The sequence below is a fragment of the Sphingomonas phyllosphaerae FA2 genome, assembly GCF_000427645.1.
Classification (GTDB): Bacteria; Pseudomonadota; Alphaproteobacteria; order Sphingomonadales; family Sphingomonadaceae; genus Sphingomonas; species Sphingomonas phyllosphaerae.
Genome location: NZ_KE386571.1, coordinates 2299275 through 2319161, shown reverse-complemented (window position 1 = coordinate 2319161; position 19887 = coordinate 2299275). Strand labels below are relative to the sequence as shown.

The following is a 19887-nucleotide window of genomic DNA, read 5'->3' as shown; positions in this document are numbered from 1 at the left end:
TATCAGAAAGTTACGCGGGTCTGCCGGCCGGCCTTGTCGAGAACGACCATGTTACCCTGGATCGCGACCAGCCGGTGCCCGCTGGGCAGCAGCGCGCCGCTGAAATAGCGCGCCCCGTCGACGGTCTGGATGTACGACGGGTCGCCCGCGACGACGGTCGAGACCTTCTTGGTCGCATCCGACACGCTGCGCACCGCGACCTCTTCGTCGGGCGGCAGGTCGCCGCGGACGCGCAGCTGGCGGATGCCGGGCACGTCGCTGCGGATCGCCGCGATCAGCCGCGTGCGCTGCGCCTCGGTGACGGGCACGGTGCGCAACTCGACGACGCGCAGGCCCAGCGGGCGCGCGGCGGCGCGGATGTTCTGCAAGCGCGCGACATCCGCGGAGGCGGCGGCGAGATCGGCGGTGGTGCGGATGCGCAGCTCGGCGGGGATGTCGTGCGCGGCGAGCGCCTGTTCGGCCTTGTCGCGCGCGGCGGGGCTGGCGACGAATCCCTCGACCAGCACGCCGTCGCCGTCCGGGCGCGCGGCGACGCGCAATTGCGTCAGCCCGGCCTGCGCCAGCGCGCGTTCGGCGCGGCTTTCGTTGGTGCCGAACAGCCCGAGCCCGGCGACCGCGGTCGGCATCACCAGCACGAGCAGCAGCATCGCCAGCGCGATCCCGGCGATCGTGACGACGCGGCGGTTGCCGCCGATCCGGCCGAGCTGCGTGCGCGCATCGCCCAGCGCGGCGAGCGCGCGGTCGGCGACCGGCTCGGGCAGTTCGGGCGGCGCGGGCTGGGTGTCGGCGAGCTGCCCCGCCTCGGCCCAGCGTGCGCTGTCGGGTTCGCCCCAGGCAAGCGCGACGCCGCCGATCGCGAACGGGACATAGGGCGGGAGCAGCGCGGTGCCGCCCGCCTCGACCGGCGAGCCGAGCAGCGTCGCGCTGCCGCTGAGCACGGTCAGCTGCGCCGCCTCGCCATCGCGCTCCAGCTCGACCGCGACGCCTTTTGTGGCGGGATCGCGGATCACCACGTCCTGCCAGAATTCGTGCCCGATCGAGACGCGGCCGCGCGGGGGCAGGCGCTTCTCGGTGCCCGACAGGCGCCCGGTCAGGACGCGCAGGACGGCGGTGTCGGTCATGGTCGGCTCGTACTCGCAGTCGGCGGCGTCGCGGCGCGCGTGCCCGGTACCAGCGGCGCGGAAGCGGCGGGCCGCACCGGCTGGGCGGGGACGGACATCGTCGCGGTGCTGGCGTTGGTACCGACATCGACGACGCGCGGCGAGATCAGGAACAGCCGCTCGATCCGCCCGCGCGAGCGCGAGCGCGACTTGAACAGATTGCCGAGGATCGGAATGTCGCCGAGCAGCGGGATCTTGTACTCGACGTCGCTGTCCTGATCGACGGTCATCCCGCCGAGCAACAGGCTCTGGCCGTCCTGCACCATCGTCTGGTTGGTGACGCTGGCGCGGTCGACGACCGGCAGCCCGTCGACGCGATCCGAGGTGATCGCGCCGTCCTCGATCGCGACGCGGACGCGAATGCGGGTCTGGTCGTGGTCGCGGAAGACGTTGGGGGTCACGCGCATGATCGTGCCGGCGGTGACGTTGAACAAATCGACCTCCTGCCGCCCGGCGACGCGGACGTAGAAGGTGCGGGTGCGGTCGAACAGCGCCTCGACATTCGACAGCGTCATCACCTGTGGCCGCGCCACGACGCGCGCGACGTTCTTGCGCTCCAGCGCCTGGAGGCGGCCGATGAACTCGCGGCTGTTGCCGATGATCGCCGAGATCACGCCGCCCTGTGCGGACGGCGTGATGTTGTCGACGTTGCCGCGCCGGTCGCCGCCGGTGCGGTTGAGCCGCCCGTCGCTGTCGCTGTCACCGCTGCCGAACAGCGCGCCGAACCCGCCCGAGCCGAACCGCCAGTTGATGCCGAGGTTGCGCAGCTTGGTGGTGTCGATGTCGATGATCGTCGCATCGACCTCGACCACCTGCGGCTCGACGTCGAGCGCGCGGATCAGCGAATCGTAGGAGGCCATCCGCTCGGGCACGTCGCGGACGATCACCGCGTTGAGCTGCGGGCTGGGCTCGATGCGGACGACGTCCTGTGTCAGCGGCGCGACGAGATCGCCGCCACCACCGCCGGTCACCGGCCCGCCGAGCACGTCGCTGTCGCCCTGCGGATAGGCGCCGCCGAGCGGCAGGCCGAGCCGCGGCGTTTGCTGACCGTTGGGCTGGACCGCGTCGAAGCCGAAGCCCTTGAGTCGCGGCTGGCTCTGCCGGACGAGCCGCGCGCCGAACTGCGGCGCATTGGGCGCGGCGCTACCGCCGGGGCGCTGGTCGAGCACCAGATTCTGGAGGATCGTCGCGAGCCCGGGGACGGTGAGTTGTTGCTGGCCGGAATAGACGGTCGTGTCCTGCGCCTGTGCGTAGCGGAGGTAGAAGACGCGGAATTCGAGCGGCTGGACCGGCGCGTTGGCGGGCAGCGCGCCGCCATAGCCGGGCAGCGGACGCGCGCCCGGCGTGGTCGCGGCGGTGGCGGCCGCGCCGGTGCGGGCGAGCGCAGTCACCTGTTCGATGAAGCGCGGCGTGCCGCTGGCGACCAACGTCCCATCGGCGGCGGCGCGCAGCGTGTTGCGGTCGTTGAGCAACCGCAGCGCGCGGACGCGGGCGAGGATGCGCGCGCCGTCGGCGGTCTGGATGGTCTGCACCCCCAGCTCGTTGGTGGTGTAGACGTAGAGCGCGGCGCCGTCGTCATAGCTGACGAGATTGAAGGCGCGCGAGATGTCGCGGTAGATCCGGTCGACCGGGCCCGAGAAGACGCCGTTGACGGTGCCGGTCAGGTTGGGGCTGGTGATGACCGGGCGACCGATCCGCCCGAACAGGTCGCGCAGGAACGCCGCGACCGGTTGATCGCGCGCGGTGATCGACACCGTCGCGGTCCCGCCGCGCGACTGCGCCGCGGCCCCGGCGGGGAGCGCCGTGGTTGCCGCCAGTGCCATCGCCATTGCCGTCACACCGGATCGTTTCACACCCATCCACATGTCCCTTGATTATCCTTCCGAGCCGACGAGCGCGGGCTGCGCGGGCAGGACGCCCGGCGGCAGGCCGATCTGGCCGACGATCGTGATAGAAGCGTTTGAAGTCAGTTCGTTGAACGCCATCACCGGCACGTCGAACAGCTCGGGTTCGAGCAGGTGACGCAACGTGCGACGCACCTCGAAGGCGGTGACGATCACGCTCGCCTGCGTTTGTTCGACCGCGGCGACGATCGTCTCGACCACCCGGCGCGCGACCTCGGGCGGGAGCGCGACGCGTTCCTCGCCGTCGACCAGCCGCACGGCGTCGCGTACTGCGGTTTCCAATTCGGGCGCGATGACCAACGCATGGACCTGCCCGTCGCGTTGCGCGCGTTCGAGCAGGTAGCGCTTGATCGAGACGCGGGTGAGGTCGGCGATCCGCGGCACGTCGCGCTCCTGCGCGGCGGCCTCGGTCAGCGCCTCGAGCACGTCGCGCATGTTGCGCAGCGACACTTCCTCGGCAGCGAGGCGGCGGAGCACGTCGGCGATGCGCGGCGCGGGCAGCGCGCGGACCGCTTCCTTGACGACCTCCGGATAGTCCTCGCCGACGCGGTTGAGCAGCGTCACCGCTTCCTGCACCCCGAGGAAGCGCGGCAGGTGACGGCGCATCAGCGCGGCGATGCCCGCGATCGCGTCGTCGGCGCCGGTCCACGCGCCTTCGCCGACCGGCAGCTCATAGGCGAGCAATTGCCACGCGCGTGGGCCGTCTGGCGCGACGAAATGGATCGCGACGCGCGGGAGCGGCACGCCCGAGCGGTGCTGCAATTGTTCGAGCATCGCGCGCAGCGAAGCGGCGAGCGCGGCTTCCTCCTCGGCAGGCGGGCGCGGGCCGCTGAGTTGCAGCAGCAGCGGCAGCACCGGGCGTGGGGCGGCGGGCTCGGCGGCGAGCGTCAGCGGGCGCGGGGCCTCGCGCCCGCGCGCCACGACGCGGCGGAGCGGACCGGCGTGACGCAGGACGTGCGGGCGTAGACGCGGGTGGAGCGACGCGCCCGCCAGCATCAGCACCAGCCCGAGCAGCACGAACGTGCCGGTGGGAAAGCCGGGGATCATCGCGAAGGCGAGCGCGATCGCGCCGACCACCAGCAGCACGCGCGGCTGCGCGGTCAGCTGGCGCTGGATCGCATGGCCGAGATTGGCGTCCTGCTCCTCGTCGATCGAGCGCGTGACCATCAGGCCGGCGGCCATCGCGCCGAGCAGCGCCGGGATCTGCGCGACCAGCCCTTCGCCGATCGTCAGGATCGAATATTTGTGGGTGGCGGCGCCCACTTCCATGCCCTGTTGCATGACGCCGATCGCCAGCCCGCCGATCAGATTGACGACGACGATCACGATCGAGGCGATCGCATCGCCCTTCACGAACTTCATCGCGCCGTCGAGGCTGCCGTGCAGCTTGCTCTCAAGCTCCAATACGCGGCGGCGGCGGCGCGCCTCGTCCTTGTCGATCAGCCCCGAGCGCAGGTCGCTGTCGATCGACAATTGCTTGCCGGGCATCGAATCGAGGCTGAAGCGCGCCGCGACCTCGGCGACGCGCTCGGCGCCCTTGGCGATGACGATGAACTGCACGACGGTGATGATGAGGAACATCACCAGCCCGACCACGACGTTGCCCGCTGCCATCAACTGCCCGAAGGTCTGAATGATGTGGCCGCCATGCCCTTCGCTGAGGATCAGCCGCGTCGTGGTGATCGACAGCGCGAGCCGGAACAGCGTGCTGACCAGCAGCACCGACGGGAAGGAGGAGAAATCGAGCGGGCCGCGGATGTAGAGCGTGGTCAGCAGCAGCATGACCCCGACCGTGATGTTGATCGCCACCAGCATGTCGACGATGACGATCGGCAGCGGCAGGAACAGCAGCGCGACGATCGCGACCAGCACCGCGACCAGCCCGAGATCGGAAAAGCGCGCGGACAGCGACAGCCGCGGCGCCAGCCCGGCGGACTGGAAGTAGCGTTCGACGCTCATCGCTCAGCGCCCCTGTCGCGTGCGCTGCCAGCGCTGCATGATCGCGCCGACATAGCCTTGCGTCTCGCGATATTTCGGGATGCGGCGGCCGGCCTTCATCACCGCGCCCGGCCCGGCATTATAGGCGGCGAGCACCAGCGGCACGTCGTTGCCGAACTTGGCCTGCAATTGCTTCAGATAGACCGCACCCGCCGACATCGCGAGCACCGGGTTGGTGAGCATCGCCTTGGGATCGGCCACGCCGACGCTGCGCGCGGTCGCGGGCATCACCTGCATCAGCCCGAGCGCGCCCTTGCCGGACACCGCATCCATCCGGCCGCCCGATTCCTGCCGCATCATCGAGGCGAACAGGTGCGGGTTGATCCGGTATTTGCGGCTGATCGCGGCGACGAGCGGGGTGGGGGCAGCGGTGGGCCGTCGCGCGTTCCCGCGGGTCGCGCGGGTCGCGCGGGTCGATGCGACGCGGCGGGTGCCGGGCATCGCGATCGATACCGCGCGCGCCGTCGTCGGCTCCGAAGCCGTCAACGGCTTTTCGACCGTCGGCTGCGTCGGGTTGGAAAGGGCAGCGGCCGGCGCGTCTGCGCCACGCGTATCGCCGCACAGCGCCATCGCCTCGCGGAAGCGGGGATCGAGCGCCATGCCTCCACAGGAAGCGGCCGAGGCCGGCTGGGGCGCCGCCAGCAGAAAAGCCAGCATCGCGCCCGTCGACATTTGCATTCGCATCGCCATCAATCGGCCTCTCCGTCTGGCGCAGCACCGACATCGCCGGCGTGCTGTTCGTGAAAGGTCGACGTCCGTGGGGGTCCTGCGGCACCGTCGTTGCGGCTTTATAAGTAGCTGCCGCGCGGCTGGATCGTAACCGGACATTTCTTACAAAAACGCACGGCTGAACGCTTGTTCGGCACGGTTAGTCCATGAAAATTAACCATGTTGGAACCGATTACATAGTTCCGATGACGCAATAATCCGCTGAATTGCTTGGGTTTAATCGTTTGCTGCCCGAAGCTGCCGTAATCCTGCCATCATTTGCGACTCATCCGCATCATGGGTTAATAAGCGCCATCGGTTCGACACGTGGAATGGGTCCTGCGGCGAACAAACCGACGTTGCCGGCAAAGGCCGACGCGTGGCTCCCCGTGTGCGGGTGGGCAACGCCGTCGTGAGCGGAGCGGTGCGTGGCGGAACAGAATAACGGCGGCGACAAGACCGAAAAGCCTACCCCCAAGCGGCTGGCCGATGCCCGGAAGAAGGGCGACGTCGCCAAATCGAAAGACGTAACCGCAACGGTGACGTTGTTCGTCTGGGCTATGGTGTTCCTGCTCGGCGTCAGCGTGGCGGGTACGCGGCTGGTCGGGCTTTTCGAGGACACGTTCGTCGCGGTCGCGGCGGGGCGGCCGTTCGCGCCGGTCGCGGCCGATCTGGGCTGGAGCGCGGCCGGTGCGTTGCTGTTCATCACCGCCGCGGCGCTGATCCCGCCGGCGATCGCAGGATTTCTCTCCGAATTCCTGCAGGCGGGGGGTGTCTTCACGCTCGACAAGGTCAAGCCCGGGCTCGACAAGTTGAACCCGATCGAGGGCATCAAGAAGATGTTCAGCATCGACAACCTGGGCGAGCTGCTGAAGACGCTGGCCAAGGCGACGCTGATCGTCGCGGTGATGTGGCTGGTGTTCAAGGGCGCGATGCCGGCGATCTTCGGCGGGGCGGGACCGGCGTGGCTGGCCTCGGGCGCGACCGACGGGCGCGCGGCGGCGGGGGCGGCGCTGATGTCGTCGGGCCGGGTGGTGCGTGACGCGCTGATGTGGACGTTCGGGGTGTTCCTGTTCGTCGCGGTGCTCGACATGGCGTGGCAGCGGCATCGTTACATCAAGAAGCTGCGGATGAGCCTGCGCGACATCCGCGAGGAATCGAAGGAGAATGAGGGCAACCCCCTCATCAAGTCGAACCGCCGGCAGCTGCACGAGGAATGGGCGAACCAGAATGCGATCGGCGCGGCGCGCGGCGCGAGCGTGCTGGTCGTCAATCCGACGCATATCGCGATCGCGCTCGACTATGACGCGGAGCGCTGTCCGGTGCCGGTGATGACTGCCAAGGGCGAGGGGCCGCTGGCGCAGGCGATGCGCGCCGCTGCGGTCGAGGCCGGGGTGCCGATCGTCCGTCATGTTCCCGTCGCGCGCGGACTTTACGAGGATGGTCAAGTGGATGCGGTGATCCCGCGCGACATGTTCGATGCGATCGCGCAGATCGTGCTGTGGGCGCAAAAGGCACGCGACGACGGTGTTGTCGCCGAGCCGGTCGATCTTGAGGGAGTGGAGTGATGGATTCGACGATCGGGACCGCGCTGACCGGATTGCTGGGGATGGTGATCGCGCTGGCGATCGTGCTGGGGCTGGCGTTCGTGACGCTGCGCACGCTCAAGCGCTGGCAGGATCGCGGGTTCGAGCGCGGCGGCGATGCCGACCGGCAGCTGCGGTTCGTCCGCGCGCTGCCGATCGGGCAGCGCGAGCGGCTGTTGCTGGTCGAGGCGCAGGGCGAGCTGATGCTGATCGGCGTGTCGGCGGGATCGGTCAGCCTGTTGCGCAATTGGGGCAGCGACGCCGCGCCGCTGGCGGACGACGCCACGGTGACGCCGTGAGCGGCGCGCTGGCGGCGCGGCTGCGGCGGATCGCGCCCGATCATGCGGAGACGCAGCTGCGGCTGGTGGGATCGCTCAATCGCCGCCGCGTCGGCGCGTGGCGGACCGAGGCGCGTGCGGCGACCGATGACGAGCGGAACGGCGCACCGGGCTGGTTGCGGTTTGCCGCACCGGATGGCGAGGTGGCGGTCGCGCCGCTGATCGTCGACGGCGCGGCGGTGTCGCCGACGATTTTGCAGGACGCGGTGTCGGCGGCCGCCTTGCTCGATCCGATCGAGCCGCTGGTCGCCGCGCTGGAGACGGTGATCGGCGGTGCGCTCCAGCCGGTCGGCGTGGCCGATGCGGCGGCGGGCGACGGGTTTGTGCTGCATCTCGACGCGCTGAGCGATGATACGACGACGATCCGGCTACTGGTGGCGGTGCCGGCCGGCCTTCCGCTCGCGCCCGATCCGCTGACCGCGCCGCCGCTCGACCCCGCCGCGCTGGCGGCGGTGCCGGTGGCGTGGCTTGCGACGATCACCGGCTCGGCGCTCGCCGCGGCGCGCGCGGCGACGCTGGCGCGCGGCGATCTGCTGCTGCTCGGCATCGCGCCGTTGCAGACCCAATTGCGCTGTGGCGCGCTGACCCGCGCCGCGCACCTCGACCCCAGACAGGGAAGGATTATCGTGCAGGAAGATGCCACGGCTCCGATCGACCCGACGACCGAGCCCGACGCCGCACCGACCGGGGTGCCCGGCGACATACCGGTCCGCCTGACCTTCGCGCTCGACGGCGGCACCATGCCCGCCGGCGATCTCGCGACGCTGGGCGCGGGGAGCGTGCTGCCGCTGCCCGCCACCGGCGAGACGTTGCCGGTTCGAATACTGAGCGGCGGCGCGACGATCGGCACCGGCGAGCTGGTCGCGATCGGCGACGGGTTCGGCGTGATCGTCACCGCGCGGACCGGGGATCGCTGAGGCATGGACCTGTCCACCTTCACGCCCGGCTCCGCGCTGGTCGTCGTCGTCGCGCTGGCGATCGCGCCGTTCTTCGCAGTGATGGTGACGTCCTTCACCAAGATCGTCGTGACGCTCAGCCTGTTGCGCAATGCGCTGGGACTGCAACAGGTGCCGCCCAATATCGTGCTCAACGGGCTGGCGCTCGTGCTGACGCTGTACGTCATGTATCCGGTCGGGCAGCGGATGCAGGATGCGATCGTCGCCGATCAGGTGATGCAGGCGCAGACCGGCAGCGTGATGGGATCGACCACGACGATGGTCAATGCCGCGACCGCCGCCAAGGAGCCGTTGCGCGATTTCCTACTGAAACATTCCGATGAGCGCGAGCGGCGGTTCTTCCTGCGCACCGCCGAGCGGGTCGGCGATCCGCAGCGCGCGAGGACGATGACCGACCGCGACTTCGTGGTCGTCATCCCGTCGTTCGTGGTGCGCGAACTGAGCGCGGCGTTCCAGATCGGCTTCCTGATCTTTCTGCCGTTCCTCGTCATCGATCTCGTCATCTCGAACATCCTGCTCGCGATGGGGATGATGATGCTGTCGCCGACGACGATCTCGCTGCCGTTCAAGCTGTTGCTGTTCGTGCTGGTCGACGGCTGGGTGAAACTGGCGCACGGGCTCGTGCTATCCTACGCATAGAGGAGGCGGGCGCATGAATGCCGATTTCGTCCAGCTTACCTATGACGCCTTGTGGCTGGTGCTGATCCTGTCGGCGCCGCCGATCGTCGTCGCGGCGGTGGCGGGGCTACTGGTCGCGGTGGTGCAGGCCGCGACGCAAATCCAGGAACAGACGCTGCAATATACGATCAAGTTCTTCGCGATCGTGCTGACGCTGTTCGTCACCGCGTCGCTGCTCGGCGGGTCGCTGTACCGGTTCGGCGACCGGGTGTTCACGCAATTCCCGGCGCTGATCGTCCGATGACCGGCTGGGCCGATCAGGTCCTGCTGCTGGGCGTCGCGACCGCGCGGGTCGCGGCGACGTTCCTGCTGCTGCCGATGTTCTCGACCGAGACGGTGCCGGCGATGGTGCGCAACTCGATCTTCGTCGCGATGGGCGTGATTTCGCTGATGATCCAGCCGCCGCTGCTCGTCTCGACGCTCGCGCCGCAGCAATGGGTCGGGCTGATCGCCAAGGAGGTGCTGGTCGGGCTGACGATCGGCTTCTTCTTCGGATCGGTGCTGTGGGCGTTGCAAGGCGCGGGCGAGATTATCGACGCCAAGGTCGGTGCGACGCTGGGGCAGGTGGTCGATCCGCTGTCGGGGAACCAGACGTCGCTCAACGGCGCGTTCCTCGGGCGGCTGGCGAGCGTCGTGTTCCTGTTCGCGGGCGGGCTGAGCATGGTCGTGCAGGTGGTGGTGCAAAGCTATGCGATCTGGCCGATCGCCGCACCGATGCCGCGGCTGGACGCCGCGACTCTGGTGCTGTTCGAGGGCGAGTTCGGACGGCTGATGGTGCTCGCCACCCTGTTCGCCGCGCCGGTGCTGAGCGCCTTGTTCCTGATCGACCTGTGCCTGGGGCTCATCAACCGCTTCGCGCAGCAATTGAACGTCTTCACCCTTTCGATGTCGCTGAAGGCGTTCGCGTCGACCGCGCTGATCCTGCTGCTGCTCGGCAGCTATGTCGCGGCGATCGTCCATGACGTCGCAACCCGGCCGGAGGCGCTGCGCGCGCTGCTCCGCGCGTTCGCGGCGCAGGGGAGCGCGCCGTGACCACCGCGACCGTGACAGAGGACGAGCGGATCGCCGCGATCGCCGAATTGCTGCGCCGCGCCGATGCGCAGCCGGGCGCGCCGGCGCCGGTGACGCTGGGCGAGCATATCGTCGAGGCGGCGCGCGTGCCCGCCCGGCACCGCGATGCGCTGCTGAAATTGACGCCGACCGAGCTGACCTGCGTGCGGTTCTTGGGCTGGGGGCGTGCCAATCGCGACATCGCGACGCTGATGCTGATGTCGGAGAATACGGTGCGCGTGCATCTGGCCAATGTCGCGCGCAAGCTGGAGCTGGACGGGATGCGCGAGCTGGCGGTGCTGGCGGGGTTGCTGTTCTACCCGACCGATTGACCTTGCCACGGCGGAGCGCAGGCGGTCGCTCGGCGGTAAATCAATACCCCAAACGGCGGCACATGGCCTTCATCTTCTGCATCTTGGGATGATCGTCGCCATATTGCTGGCGATATACTGGAAGATAATCGGTGCAGATGGTCGCGGCGCGGGCGTTGCCTTTCTTTGCACGCGTGCCCCGATCACGCTCGGCGTGGCCGTCCATCATCGACCGTGAGAGTTGCCCTTGAACGATCGCACCCGTGTCGATCTGCGCGGTTGCGGGCACGGCAACGAGCACGAACGGCAAGACCGTGGTGCGAGCGATACGACGGTAGCGCATGGCGCGGCTCAATAGCCTGCCCGGCGGCAACGCTGCTCGACCAAGCGAAGCTGGGGATGACTTGCGCCATATTGTTGGCGATACTTCGGTAGCCCCTTCGTGCAGATGGTAGCCATTTCCGATACGGTCGCGCGCGACCTGTCTGCGCGCGCTCGCGCACGATCAATGTAACCCTGACTCTGCCCCATCAGGACCATGCCCTGAGCTTGGGTTGTTGTATCCATCTGCGCTGTCGCGGGAGACAGGGACAGCAGAGGATTCAGACAAAATGCGAGGATAAGAGCTGGCCGCCGGGCTTTCATTGCGTTTTCCTTCCGCCTCCCGAGCCTGATGATCGGCACGAGCGCAGCTTAATAGCCCGCCCTGCGACACAGACCAGCCAATTCAACTACGTCGGCGTTATTCGCGCCGTACTGCGCGCGAAAGCTAGGTAGGCGCTGCGTACAAAGATACTTTACCCGCGCCGGCGATGGGCGCGCAATAGCTGTGCGCCCACGTGCGCGATCAGCATAGCCCTCGTTTTGTGCACGGAGCACCTGGCTTAGTCCGACGGTTGCCGGGTCGACCTGTGCCACCGCCGGAGTGCCGAGCATCGCCACCAGAGCAAACGTCAGGGCCATCTTCATTGTAGCATCCTCAATTGCGCTACTAAGTCTATACATCGCTTTTCGTAAAGCGTCAAAAACGATGCGTGACCAGGCGAGCCTGGTCACGCAGTTGGATTGTTAGTTCTTACGAGCGGCGTTGCCCATCGCTTCGCCGACTGTCTTGATGGCGTTGGTCGTAGCACTCATCAACATATTAAACTGCTGCGAGACGACGCTGAATTCGGCGGAGAGGCTCGGCGTATCTTTGGTGATTCGTCCAGCCATGTCCTCCATTTCGGCACCCAGCTTGTCGAGTTGGGCACCGAGAGCCTTCGCCATGGCCATCAACCAGCCCTGGCCCTTCGCACCGCGTACCCCGCCGCCCTGCGACTCCTCGGCCTGTTCGCGGCTCTGACGTACGATGTCGCTGATGAAGTTTTCGGTCGTACGCTGCTGCTCGCCGATCTCACTTGGAGAAGCGTTGGTGAAGCTACCGAGTTCCTGGATCGCGTCGCGCACGCCGCCGACCTGGCTCGGAAAGTTCCCCGAACCCGCCGCGAACGCGTTCTGCGCTAGCGAGATCGACGCCTGCGGCAAGCCGAGCTGCGCGCCGAGGCGGCCGATGATTTCCTGTCCGATGCTCGCGTAAAGCTGCGACGTGAGCGACGCCGCCAGGCCGCCGGCCGGGCCGAGCGCCGCGGTGGCGAGGAGCGAGACCGGGCTGAAGTTGCCGATACCGAAAACCATCTGCTTTCTCCCAATTGCGGCGTCTGCCATGACGCCGGTTGCCGTTCGATGAACCGTTTATGCGGCGTCGCGGCTGGAGCCGGTATCAGCGTTTCGATTAGGCGAGGGGCGATCGCCTAATCGAAACGATGATGCCGGTGCACCCGGCGGGCGCGTACCGCGGGGAGGTGCGATGATGACGGAGGCGTGTGTGACGAACCGACAGCGCGGCGGCCTATCGGACTGGCGGTGGGTGACGCTTTTCGGCGGGTTGGCGGTTGCCACGCCGCTGACCGCGCAGGATTGGTCCGGTGGGGCAATGGACCCGGCGGCGGTCAGCGCGCCGATGGCGGTGCAGGCGGCGAGCGCGGCGCAGGCGCACGCTCGCGCTGGCAAGGCGAAGGGCTCGCCGGCGCGCAGTCGGCAGATTTGCGAGAAAGCGCGCGACCGGATGGCGGCGGGCGAGGACGATCCGAAGCTGCCGCGTCTTTTGGCGCTGTGCCGGAAGGGCGGGTACTGACGCGATCGTCCGGCGGCGAGGCAGGATGACGAGGAGGTCGGAGATGGACGGGATCAATCGTGCGACCGGGGCGACGGTGCATCTGCCTGTCGTCGGGCTGGGCTGCGGCGATCGCAAGGCGGCGGAGCGGATCGTGCAGGATGCGAATGCCGCGATGCAGAACCAGATCATCGATCGTCGCGCGGACGCTGCGAAGCCGGCGCTGCCGCAGACCGCGCTCGATCGCTTGCTGTCGACACCCGGGCCGCTCGACCGGTTTGCCGACGAGCAGCCGGTGGATCGCACCTAATCGTAACGATGATGGCGCGGACGACCGGGATACGCCATCTAGGGTCGGTAAGGAGCGTGAGATGAACCCTGTCGCCAGCATCGGCGCCGCCCCCGTGCGGGGTGCGCCCTCGACCGATCCGATGGCCGCCCCGGCCGAGCGGCAGACGCCTTTGGAGCGGTTGCTGGCCGAGCCGGGTCCGCTCGATCGTTTCGCCGCGCCAGAGCCGGCGTCTCATGTCGCCGACGCCGATCATGGCGCGGCCCCGCTCCGCTGATCCAGAGGTGACGTCATGACCGCGATCGACGGTTTCTCTCGCCTGCCCACCACGCCCGTCCACGCGGCCGGAGCGGTCACGCCGATCGGTGACGGCGCGCACGATGATGCGCGCTCGCTGGCCGGGACCGCGATCGGCGAGATCGGGCACCGCGTTCTCGCCTGGGTCGGGCAGAGCGCGCGGACGCTCGACACCGCCTCGCACGCCTGGGCGGCGTCGAGCGGGGTCGCGGCGGGCGGGTTCCGCCCCGATCCGGCCGAGCTGGCGCGCGGCGGGGATGTGTACGAGCTGCGCGGGCTGGCCGCCGATCTCGGCGCGCGGACCGGCGCGACCCCGACACAGGAGGGCGAGCTGCGCCGCGCGCTGGAGGATGTGACTCGGCAGGCGGTAGTGCAGCTGGCCGGGATGTCTGGGGCGCCGGCCGACCGGCAGCTCGCCGGGATGCGTGCGGCGCTGGGCGAGGCGCTGGACACCCGTGCCGGCGATGGCGCGGACGGCGTGATCTCGCGGCTGCAGGCCGCCGCGCAGCAACTGGCGAGCGGTACCGGCGTCTAAGCCGCCGGAACCGGCCGCGCGCGGCGGCGTAGAGGCGGCGACGGGATCAGGAGAGTCGATCTAATGCGACGGACGATGGCAGCCGCGATCGGCGGTCTGGCAGTGGCGCTGGTCGCTGCGCCGCTCAGCGCACAGCGGGCGCAAGTGGTCAATGCCGGTAGCGAGCAGGCGCTGCGGATCGGGACAGTGACGGTGTCGCGGCCGTTCGGCGGCACGCTGGTCGACGGGCTGGCGGTGGTTGGCGCGTACCGGATCGGGCGCGAGCGGCTGTGGCTGGTGCGCGGCGACGGCGGCCCGCAATGCCCGGCGCGTTACGTGGTGGTCACGCGCCGCTCCGCCGAGGAACTGGTGACGAGCACGCCGTTCGGCACCTGCGCGGCCGCCGGGAAGCCGCGCGTCGCCGACGGTGCGCTGATCGTGCCGATCGCGGGCGCGCGCTACGCGTACCGCAACGGTGAAGTGCGGCTGCTCGACGCGGCGCGGGTCGCGCGCAACGTGCCGGTCGCGCCGCGCTGTACCCCGGGGGCGCAGGTGCCCGCGACCGAGCAGGCCGCCACGCTGGCGGCGTTCGAGGATGGCTTCCCGGCGAGCTATGGCGATGCGCGGGCGTTGAAGCGGCTCGAGATGACGCCGCCCGAGCTGCGCGATCTCCTGACCGGGCTCGCCTGTCTCGCCAGCTGGCCGGCGGCGCAGGAGGCGGTGCCCGATCGCGCCACTGCGCTGTTCGCCGACAAGCGCTGGGGCCCGCGTGCGTTCGCGATGCTGGACGTGATCGCTGAGGATCGCACCACCAACCCGCATCTGGTGGCGCTTACCCGCAGCTTCGCCGCCGAGATGCGCTACCGCGTCGATCGCCGCACGACGATCTGAGCGCGCTTGCGGCTGCCGCTAGATGAATTTGCGCGTTACGGAGTCGATCGGCACATCCTGCAAGCGGCGGAAGCGTGCCTCGATCAGACTGAACAGGCCGAACCCCAGCAATCCTGCGCCGACGATCAGATCGAACGGATGGGTCAGCCAGCCCAATACCCGCGCCATGCCGCCGGTGCCGCTGGCCTGTTCCTCTATACCGGCATTGAGCAGCAGCCAGCCGATGATGAGGAACACGATTCCGCGCGCGGCGTAACCGGCGCGACCGCTCCACCGTACCCACGGCTGCCGAACGATGCGCGGATCGAGGTAGCGGAGGAACGAGCCCTTGGCGGCCTTCACGAGCTGCACGGCGCCCAGCGCAAACAAAATGGCCGCGGCGATCATGACGAGCGCCCAGCCGCCGGGAAGCCGCAGCGCCATCTGCGCGCCCTCCCGCGTGCTGTCGCCAGATTGTGCCGCGCCGCGCATGAGGCCGATCGCCTGCCACGCCAGAGCGAGGTGGACGATGCCGCTGACCCCCGCCCCGGCGCGTTCCGCCCAGCCTTTCCCGTCCGTGCCGTGCCGCTCGATATCCCATGCTGCGTCGGCCAGTCGCCAGATCCCATAGGCAATCAGCCCAACGGTCAGCACGCCCAGCAGGAGCTGTCCGCCGCCCTGGCCGAGGTACTCCAGCGCGCCGCTGGGATCCTCCGCCCGGCCCGTGCGCAGGATCAGCGTGGCGATCACGAGGTAGAGGAGGCCGCGCGTGGCGAAACCCACCCGCGTCAACAATGTCAGGCGGGCATCGACGTTCATTCAAGTTCCTCCGGTCAACGGAGAAACCCGGCACGGCCCTGCTCGTTCCAAGCGTGTAATGATCGACGAGGTTATGCGTCAGCGCCGCGCCGGCCATGTGCGGATCATCTCGTCGATCGCCACGGCCGCTCCGACGGTTACGGCATAGGTGAGCACATCCCGGAGGGAGAAGACCCGCCCCAGCAACAAGGCACCCACGTTCGTCCGTCGAAAGGCGTCGAGTGCCGGGAGGTGATAGCGTTGCGATACCTCGGTGAGGGTTGTCACGACGGCGGCGGCGATCCCGCTGCGGCGCGGCGTCCAGCCCGGACGAAGGGTCGAGACGATCCAGTAGATCATCGACGCCCACAGCACCGAACCGCCATGCTTCACGATCGTAGCGGGCAGGTCTAGCGGCAATTTGCGGATCGCCAGACCTGCCACCATTGTCCCTGCGATGAGAGCGATCGACAGCGAAGCCGAACGGTGCGGCAGACGCCTATGCATAGCGTGAGGTCGGCAGGGCGACGCGGAAGGTCGCGCCGTTTTGCATGTTGTGATCGAGCTTGATCGTTCCGCCCTGCGCTTCGAGCAGCGAGCGGGCGATCGGGAGGCCAAGGCCGGTGCCTCCCTCCGTGCGGCGGCTGGTGAAGAACGGTTCGAACACGCGGTCGCGGTCGCCGGGCGGGATCCCGGGGCCGTTGTCACTGATCGTGAGGATGACGGCGTTCGTAACTTCCCCGCCGACGATCGCGGCGCGGGTGGCGCCCGCCTGACGGCTGTTCTCGATAAGGCTCGTCAGCACGGCTTCCACGGCACCTTGCGGCACCACCACGCGTGGCAATGCGGCAGGAAGGCTCAATTCGATGGGGAAATCGCCATGCGCATCCACCACCCGTCGCACGGCGTTGGTGACATCGGCCATCGCGCCGTCCCTCGTCTCGCCCATGTCGGCGCGGGCGAGGTCGAGCAGGCGGCTGACGAGTTGCGTCAGCCGGGTGGCATCCTCGGCGATGTTGGCGAGGAAGCGGTCGCGATCGTCCGCGGCCATGTCGGGATGATCCTGCAACAGCTCGACCGCGCCGCCGATCCCGGCCAAGGGCGTCTTGAATTCGTGGCTGACCGCGTGGGCGAAGTCGCGCAGATACCGCGAGCGGCGGTCGATCGCAGCGGCCATACTGCCGAAGTCGCAGTAAAGCGCCTGAATCTCGATGGCGGCGGTGGTCGGTACGTCGGGCACGCTGCCGCCGCCGTTGGCCACCGCGCGCGTGGCGGTGCCGAGCGCCTCAACCGGGCGGACGATGCCGCGCGACAGCAAGCCGCTGAGCACGACCAAGGTGCCGAAGATCAGGATGACGCCGAGGGCGATCTTGCCGCGATCCGCTTGCAGCCCGGCGAGCAGCGCGCGTGGTGCATGCGAGAGCAGGAGGACGCCGACGACTTGCCCATCGGCGATGACCGGAGTGGCGAGGTCAATGCGGAGGTCGGCGGCCCGGCTCAGCCATTCCGCGCCGCCGGGTTGCCGATAGTCCGGGTTGCGGCGCAGAACCGTAGCGGGCCGTCCCCGGAGCGCCGCGCGCATTTCCGGCAGGCCGCTCGCGTCATCGCCTTGCTGCGCCCCGGTGAGCACGCGGCCGCGACCGTCGAGCAATATAATGTCGGCGCCGGTTGCCGTGGACGTCAGGCGCAAGGACGGATCGATGCGGCGCCTCCAGTCACGCGCCGTCGCATCCGGCGTGCTGGTTGCCGGGCGCAGCGTAGGGCGAACCGGAAGGATCGGGGTCAGGCGCAGATCGATCGCAGGCGATTGCGCGTGCGGCACGACGACCCTGCCGCCGGCGGGCCATGCGAGCGCAGCAGTCGCCGACAATGCGGACGCTTGCGCAATCAACTCCGCCTCGGTCTGCCGCACCAACGCGTTCTCGTACACGCGCAGGAACAGCGCGCCGAACCCCGGCAGCGCGGCAATGAAGGTGAACGTCAACAGCAGGATCGTCCGCAACCGTAGCCGCGGCCAGTGCCGCCGGACGACGCGCCTGAATGCCTCGATCATCCCGCGCCGCAGGTGCCGAGACGATAGCCGATCCCGGCGCGGGTTTCGATCACGTCTTCAGCTCCTACCCGCGCGAACTTGGCGCGAAGGTTGCGGATGTGGCTGTCGATCGTGCGGTCGGTGACCGCAAAACCGGGACCGTGCAGCCGGTCGATGATCGCGTCGCGACCGAACACCTTCGATGGCATCGTCGCCAGCGTGCGCAAAATGCTGAACTCGGTGACGGTTAGCGTGACGGTCTGTCCCGCCCAGCTTGCCTGCCATCCTTCCGTGTCAAGGGACAATTGTCCGCGCCGCATGACGCTCGCGGCTGCCGCCGCAACGAGCGGCGGGCGCGCGGCGACGCGGCGGAGGATCGCCATCACCCGCGCGACCACTTCCCGCGGGGAAAAAGGCTTGGTGACGTAATCGTCCGCACCCAGCTCGATGCCGAGCACGCGGTCGAGTTCGTCGTCGCGGCTCGACAGGAACAGGATCGGGACGTCGCTGTTCGCGCGCAGGCGGCGACAGACCTCGATCCCGTCCGTGCGCGGCATGTTGATATCGAGGACGATCAGGTCGGGCGCGGACGTCTCTGCCGCTGCCAGCGTGGCGTCGCCATCACCGGCCTCAATCGTGTCGAGCCCGGCCTTGGCAAGCGCGAAGGCCAGCAATTGGCGGATGTGCGGATCGTCGTCGGCGATCAGGATCGTGCGCGGCATGGGGCAGGGGATCATCATCATTGCGGCCCCGGTCAAGGCATTGTCGTGGTCGTGGACTGGTACGCATCGCAAGGACGACCGTTGTCGCCATTGACCGGCCACGCCGGATGATACGAGCGTCCGAGTGCGGCCTTCGCCTGTGTCAGCCGGCGCGCACCTCGTGGTGTCCACGTCTGCCAGGCGCTTTGCCGCGCATGGAGTCGTCCGAGCAGCCACTCGCGGTAGAAGTGGACGCCGGCGCGGGTCGTCGCGTCCATCGGGCGGCGTTCCAGCTGGATCATCGGGAGCAGAGCGCCGTCGCCTACCGTGGCCAGATAGCACAGGTCGATCGCTGCCGGCGCCCGATGCCGCACGTTCCACTCGGCGGCGATTGCGCCCAGGTCGAGGAAGGTACATGGTGTCAGCACCGCCAACGCCGCCGCTGCGTTCCAATTCACCAGCCAGCGCGCGCTGCGACGCTTGATGATGCGCCAGCAGATCGTCGCCAGCCCCAGCGCGACCAGCGCCATCCATGCCAGCGCGGCGATCCGCCACTCCGTCAGCATCGACGCCTCGATGTAGTCAATGGTCCGCCACACGCTGGAGGCGACGAGGATAAGGTTCTGCGCGACCCAGAGCACTACCATGCGCCTTGCCCACGGATGCTGTTCGCTGGCGCTGCCGGGGCGAAGCATCGCCAGCGCCATCACTCCCGCAATCAGCGCGGTGACGATCAGCGGATAGGCGCCGCGATGGACATATCCGGTCTGGGTCATGCCGGCCGGCAGCGGTCCGCCGCTCCACAGAAAGGCGATGTCGAGCGCGTTCTGAACTGCGAAGAGCGCGTTGAAGAGCGCCAGCGCGATCAACACCGAGGGCAGCGAGGTGCCGGGCAATACGGGTTCCGGATCGGGCAGCCGGGTGGCGACACGCAGCACCGCGGGGTGCGGACGCAGGCTGGGCCAAATGCCGCAGCCGACGATCGCCCAGATCACCACCTGCCACAGCGAGGGCAGTTCGATCGCGGCCAGCGCGTCGGCAATGAGCGGATTGGCGGCGGCGAACAGCCCGAGGAACAATGCGCCGCCGATCAGTGGGAACGCGAGGATGGCCAGCGTTGCGCGCGCGCCGCGCCGCTTCCCGCGGGGGCGGCGCAGGCCTTGCCGTAGATCGCGCCACGGGCGCACCGCGCTGCTCGCGGCATGGACCACCAGGCGCGCAGCCCAGCGCCAGGCATCGTCGAACCGCACGGTGCGGGGTATCAGCGATGCGACCGACAGCGCGCACCAGAACATCGTCCATGCCAGCGGACCGGGATCGTCGATCAGCGCGGTGGCGAAGAGTGCCGCCGCCAGAACCGCAACGAGCGCGCGCAGGTCACGCCGGACATCGGCGCGCACGGCGACGAGGCCGATCAGCCATGCAGCGGCGAAGACCCCGATCGCCGATACCGCCATTTCGCCGGGAAATAATCGATCGAATGCGAGGACCAGCCCCGCCGTGACGCATGCCTTGACGAGGAAACTGTACCGCACCGAACGC

General features: G+C 68.8%; 23 protein-coding genes. 12 read left to right on the top strand and 11 right to left on the bottom strand.

All coding sequences use genetic code 11. The features are described 5' to 3' along the window. Nucleotides 1–2 precede the first annotated feature (2 nt). Genes SPHPH_RS0111220 through SPHPH_RS20480 form a run of 4 tightly spaced genes read right to left on the bottom strand, consistent with a single transcriptional unit; the run spans nucleotide 3 to nucleotide 5740 of the window. Nucleotides 3–1121 carry a SctD/MshK family protein gene (locus SPHPH_RS0111220; RefSeq protein WP_028966776.1) on the bottom strand — a complete coding sequence of 373 codons (1119 nt, stop codon included), beginning with the start codon at nucleotides 1119–1121 and terminating at the stop codon, nucleotides 3–5. After that, nucleotides 1118–3019, bottom strand: a complete 1902-nt coding sequence (gene sctC, locus SPHPH_RS0111215; RefSeq protein WP_162143926.1) for a type III secretion system outer membrane ring subunit SctC — start codon at nucleotides 3017–3019, stop codon at nucleotides 1118–1120. Before sctC ends, SPHPH_RS0111220 begins: the two co-directional genes overlap by 4 nt. Before the next feature lie 15 nt (nucleotides 3020–3034). Next, the gene (locus tag SPHPH_RS0111210) at nucleotides 3035–5023 is read right to left on the bottom strand and encodes a flagellar biosynthesis protein FlhA (protein ID WP_028966774.1); all 1989 of its coding nucleotides are present in this window, start codon (nucleotides 5021–5023) and stop codon (nucleotides 3035–3037) included. Between the two features lie 3 nt (nucleotides 5024–5026). Continuing rightward, nucleotides 5027–5740, bottom strand: a complete 714-nt coding sequence (locus tag SPHPH_RS20480; protein WP_156025988.1) for a lytic transglycosylase domain-containing protein — start codon at nucleotides 5738–5740, stop codon at nucleotides 5027–5029. Nucleotides 5741–6198: 458 nt separating this feature from the next. Between SPHPH_RS20480 and SPHPH_RS19540 the strand changes: the two genes are divergently transcribed. The 7 genes from SPHPH_RS19540 to SPHPH_RS0111170 are packed head-to-tail and all read left to right on the top strand — an operon-like array spanning nucleotide 6199 to nucleotide 10710. Beyond that, on the top strand, nucleotides 6199–7338 hold the full coding sequence (locus SPHPH_RS19540) for an EscU/YscU/HrcU family type III secretion system export apparatus switch protein (RefSeq protein WP_051272972.1): 1140 nt from the start codon (nucleotides 6199–6201) through the stop codon (nucleotides 7336–7338). Further along, nucleotides 7338–7655 carry a FliO/MopB family protein gene (locus SPHPH_RS0111195; protein ID WP_028966773.1) on the top strand — a complete coding sequence of 106 codons (318 nt, stop codon included), beginning with the start codon at nucleotides 7338–7340 and terminating at the stop codon, nucleotides 7653–7655. The genes SPHPH_RS19540 and SPHPH_RS0111195 overlap by 1 nt, the downstream gene beginning before the upstream one ends. Further along, on the top strand, nucleotides 7652–8611 hold the full coding sequence (locus SPHPH_RS0111190) for a FliM/FliN family flagellar motor switch protein (RefSeq protein ID WP_037488474.1): 960 nt from the start codon (nucleotides 7652–7654) through the stop codon (nucleotides 8609–8611). Before SPHPH_RS0111195 ends, SPHPH_RS0111190 begins: the two co-directional genes overlap by 4 nt. Before the next feature lie 3 nt (nucleotides 8612–8614). Next, nucleotides 8615–9289: a type III secretion system export apparatus subunit SctR gene (sctR, locus tag SPHPH_RS0111185; protein WP_028966771.1), complete on the top strand. Its 675-nt coding sequence runs from the start codon at nucleotides 8615–8617 to the stop codon at nucleotides 9287–9289. 13 nt (nucleotides 9290–9302) lie between these two features. Further along, nucleotides 9303–9572 (top strand): type III secretion system export apparatus subunit SctS, encoded by a 270-nt coding sequence (gene sctS, locus SPHPH_RS0111180; protein ID WP_028966770.1) that lies wholly within the window; start codon nucleotides 9303–9305, stop codon nucleotides 9570–9572. Continuing rightward, entirely contained in the window at nucleotides 9569–10360 is a 792-nt protein-coding gene (sctT, locus tag SPHPH_RS0111175) for a type III secretion system export apparatus subunit SctT (RefSeq protein WP_028966769.1), read from the top strand. Before sctS ends, sctT begins: the two co-directional genes overlap by 4 nt. Next, nucleotides 10357–10710 carry a LuxR C-terminal-related transcriptional regulator gene (locus tag SPHPH_RS0111170; RefSeq protein WP_028966768.1) on the top strand — a complete coding sequence of 118 codons (354 nt, stop codon included), beginning with the start codon at nucleotides 10357–10359 and terminating at the stop codon, nucleotides 10708–10710. Before sctT ends, SPHPH_RS0111170 begins: the two co-directional genes overlap by 4 nt. A gap of 40 nt (nucleotides 10711–10750) precedes the next feature. Here the strand turns inward: SPHPH_RS0111170 and SPHPH_RS0111165 are convergent, their stop codons facing one another. Together SPHPH_RS0111165 and SPHPH_RS0111160 are read right to left on the bottom strand one after the other, a co-directional pair. Continuing rightward, nucleotides 10751–11044 (bottom strand): hypothetical protein, encoded by a 294-nt coding sequence (locus SPHPH_RS0111165; RefSeq protein WP_156025986.1) that lies wholly within the window; start codon nucleotides 11042–11044, stop codon nucleotides 10751–10753. Nucleotides 11045–11757: 713 nt separating this feature from the next. Further along, nucleotides 11758–12366, bottom strand: a complete 609-nt coding sequence (locus SPHPH_RS0111160; protein ID WP_028966766.1) for a hypothetical protein — start codon at nucleotides 12364–12366, stop codon at nucleotides 11758–11760. A 190-nt stretch (nucleotides 12367–12556) separates the two neighbouring features. On the opposite strand from SPHPH_RS0111160, the gene SPHPH_RS0111155 reads away from it, so the two are divergent. The 5 genes from SPHPH_RS0111155 (at nucleotide 12557) to SPHPH_RS0111135 (ending at nucleotide 14835) form a co-directional block, all read left to right on the top strand. After that, nucleotides 12557–12865, top strand: a complete 309-nt coding sequence (locus SPHPH_RS0111155; RefSeq protein WP_028966765.1) for a hypothetical protein — start codon at nucleotides 12557–12559, stop codon at nucleotides 12863–12865. 43 nt (nucleotides 12866–12908) lie between these two features. Further along, nucleotides 12909–13154 carry a hypothetical protein gene (locus SPHPH_RS0111150; RefSeq protein ID WP_028966764.1) on the top strand — a complete coding sequence of 82 codons (246 nt, stop codon included), beginning with the start codon at nucleotides 12909–12911 and terminating at the stop codon, nucleotides 13152–13154. A 61-nt stretch (nucleotides 13155–13215) separates the two neighbouring features. Then, a complete protein-coding gene (locus tag SPHPH_RS0111145) occupies nucleotides 13216–13410 on the top strand; it encodes a hypothetical protein (RefSeq protein ID WP_028966763.1) in 195 nt (64 codons plus the stop codon). A 15-nt stretch (nucleotides 13411–13425) separates the two neighbouring features. Then, nucleotides 13426–13965 (top strand): hypothetical protein, encoded by a 540-nt coding sequence (locus tag SPHPH_RS0111140; protein WP_028966762.1) that lies wholly within the window; start codon nucleotides 13426–13428, stop codon nucleotides 13963–13965. Between the two features lie 75 nt (nucleotides 13966–14040). Further along, on the top strand, nucleotides 14041–14835 hold the full coding sequence (locus SPHPH_RS0111135) for a hypothetical protein (protein WP_028966761.1): 795 nt from the start codon (nucleotides 14041–14043) through the stop codon (nucleotides 14833–14835). A gap of 18 nt (nucleotides 14836–14853) precedes the next feature. Here SPHPH_RS0111135 and SPHPH_RS19535 read toward each other — a convergent pair whose 3' ends face one another. The 5 genes from SPHPH_RS19535 to SPHPH_RS19525 form a co-directional block, all read right to left on the bottom strand. After that, the gene (locus SPHPH_RS19535; RefSeq protein WP_037488470.1) at nucleotides 14854–15633 is read right to left on the bottom strand and encodes a DUF1206 domain-containing protein; all 780 of its coding nucleotides are present in this window, start codon (nucleotides 15631–15633) and stop codon (nucleotides 14854–14856) included. 78 nt (nucleotides 15634–15711) lie between these two features. After that, the gene (locus SPHPH_RS19530; protein ID WP_238303048.1) at nucleotides 15712–16056 is read right to left on the bottom strand and encodes a ribosomal maturation YjgA family protein; all 345 of its coding nucleotides are present in this window, start codon (nucleotides 16054–16056) and stop codon (nucleotides 15712–15714) included. Between the two features lie 55 nt (nucleotides 16057–16111). Further along, on the bottom strand, nucleotides 16112–17665 hold the full coding sequence (locus SPHPH_RS0111120; RefSeq protein WP_028966760.1) for a sensor histidine kinase: 1554 nt from the start codon (nucleotides 17663–17665) through the stop codon (nucleotides 16112–16114). Continuing rightward, nucleotides 17662–18366 carry a response regulator transcription factor gene (locus SPHPH_RS0111115; protein WP_028966759.1) on the bottom strand — a complete coding sequence of 235 codons (705 nt, stop codon included), beginning with the start codon at nucleotides 18364–18366 and terminating at the stop codon, nucleotides 17662–17664. Before SPHPH_RS0111115 ends, SPHPH_RS0111120 begins: the two co-directional genes overlap by 4 nt. A 32-nt stretch (nucleotides 18367–18398) precedes the next feature. Then, a complete protein-coding gene (locus SPHPH_RS19525) occupies nucleotides 18399–19880 on the bottom strand; it encodes a DUF4153 domain-containing protein (protein WP_156025984.1) in 1482 nt (493 codons plus the stop codon). Between the last annotated feature and the right edge of the window lie 7 nt (nucleotides 19881–19887).

Coding starts and splice junctions, on each gene's coding strand:
- SPHPH_RS0111220 (WP_028966776.1), bottom strand. CDS start 1,121: ATGACCGACACCGCCGTCCTGCGCGTCCTGACCGGGCGCCTGTCGGGC.
- sctR (WP_028966771.1), top strand. CDS start 8,615: ATGGACCTGTCCACCTTCACGCCCGGCTCCGCGCTGGTCGTCGTCGTC.
- sctT (WP_028966769.1), top strand. CDS start 9,569: ATGACCGGCTGGGCCGATCAGGTCCTGCTGCTGGGCGTCGCGACCGCG.
- SPHPH_RS19535 (WP_037488470.1), bottom strand. CDS start 15,633: ATGAACGTCGATGCCCGCCTGACATTGTTGACGCGGGTGGGTTTCGCC.
- SPHPH_RS0111195 (WP_028966773.1), top strand. CDS start 7,338: ATGGATTCGACGATCGGGACCGCGCTGACCGGATTGCTGGGGATGGTG.
- SPHPH_RS0111140 (WP_028966762.1), top strand. CDS start 13,426: ATGACCGCGATCGACGGTTTCTCTCGCCTGCCCACCACGCCCGTCCAC.
- SPHPH_RS0111160 (WP_028966766.1), bottom strand. CDS start 12,366: ATGGTTTTCGGTATCGGCAACTTCAGCCCGGTCTCGCTCCTCGCCACC.
- SPHPH_RS0111150 (WP_028966764.1), top strand. CDS start 12,909: ATGGACGGGATCAATCGTGCGACCGGGGCGACGGTGCATCTGCCTGTC.
- SPHPH_RS0111115 (WP_028966759.1), bottom strand. CDS start 18,366: ATGCCGCGCACGATCCTGATCGCCGACGACGATCCGCACATCCGCCAA.
- SPHPH_RS20480 (WP_156025988.1), bottom strand. CDS start 5,740: ATGCAAATGTCGACGGGCGCGATGCTGGCTTTTCTGCTGGCGGCGCCC.
- SPHPH_RS0111145 (WP_028966763.1), top strand. CDS start 13,216: ATGAACCCTGTCGCCAGCATCGGCGCCGCCCCCGTGCGGGGTGCGCCC.
- SPHPH_RS0111135 (WP_028966761.1), top strand. CDS start 14,041: ATGGCAGCCGCGATCGGCGGTCTGGCAGTGGCGCTGGTCGCTGCGCCG.
- SPHPH_RS0111120 (WP_028966760.1), bottom strand. CDS start 17,665: ATGATCGAGGCATTCAGGCGCGTCGTCCGGCGGCACTGGCCGCGGCTA.
- sctC (WP_162143926.1), bottom strand. CDS start 3,019: ATGGGTGTGAAACGATCCGGTGTGACGGCAATGGCGATGGCACTGGCG.
- sctS (WP_028966770.1), top strand. CDS start 9,303: ATGAATGCCGATTTCGTCCAGCTTACCTATGACGCCTTGTGGCTGGTG.
- SPHPH_RS0111210 (WP_028966774.1), bottom strand. CDS start 5,023: ATGAGCGTCGAACGCTACTTCCAGTCCGCCGGGCTGGCGCCGCGGCTG.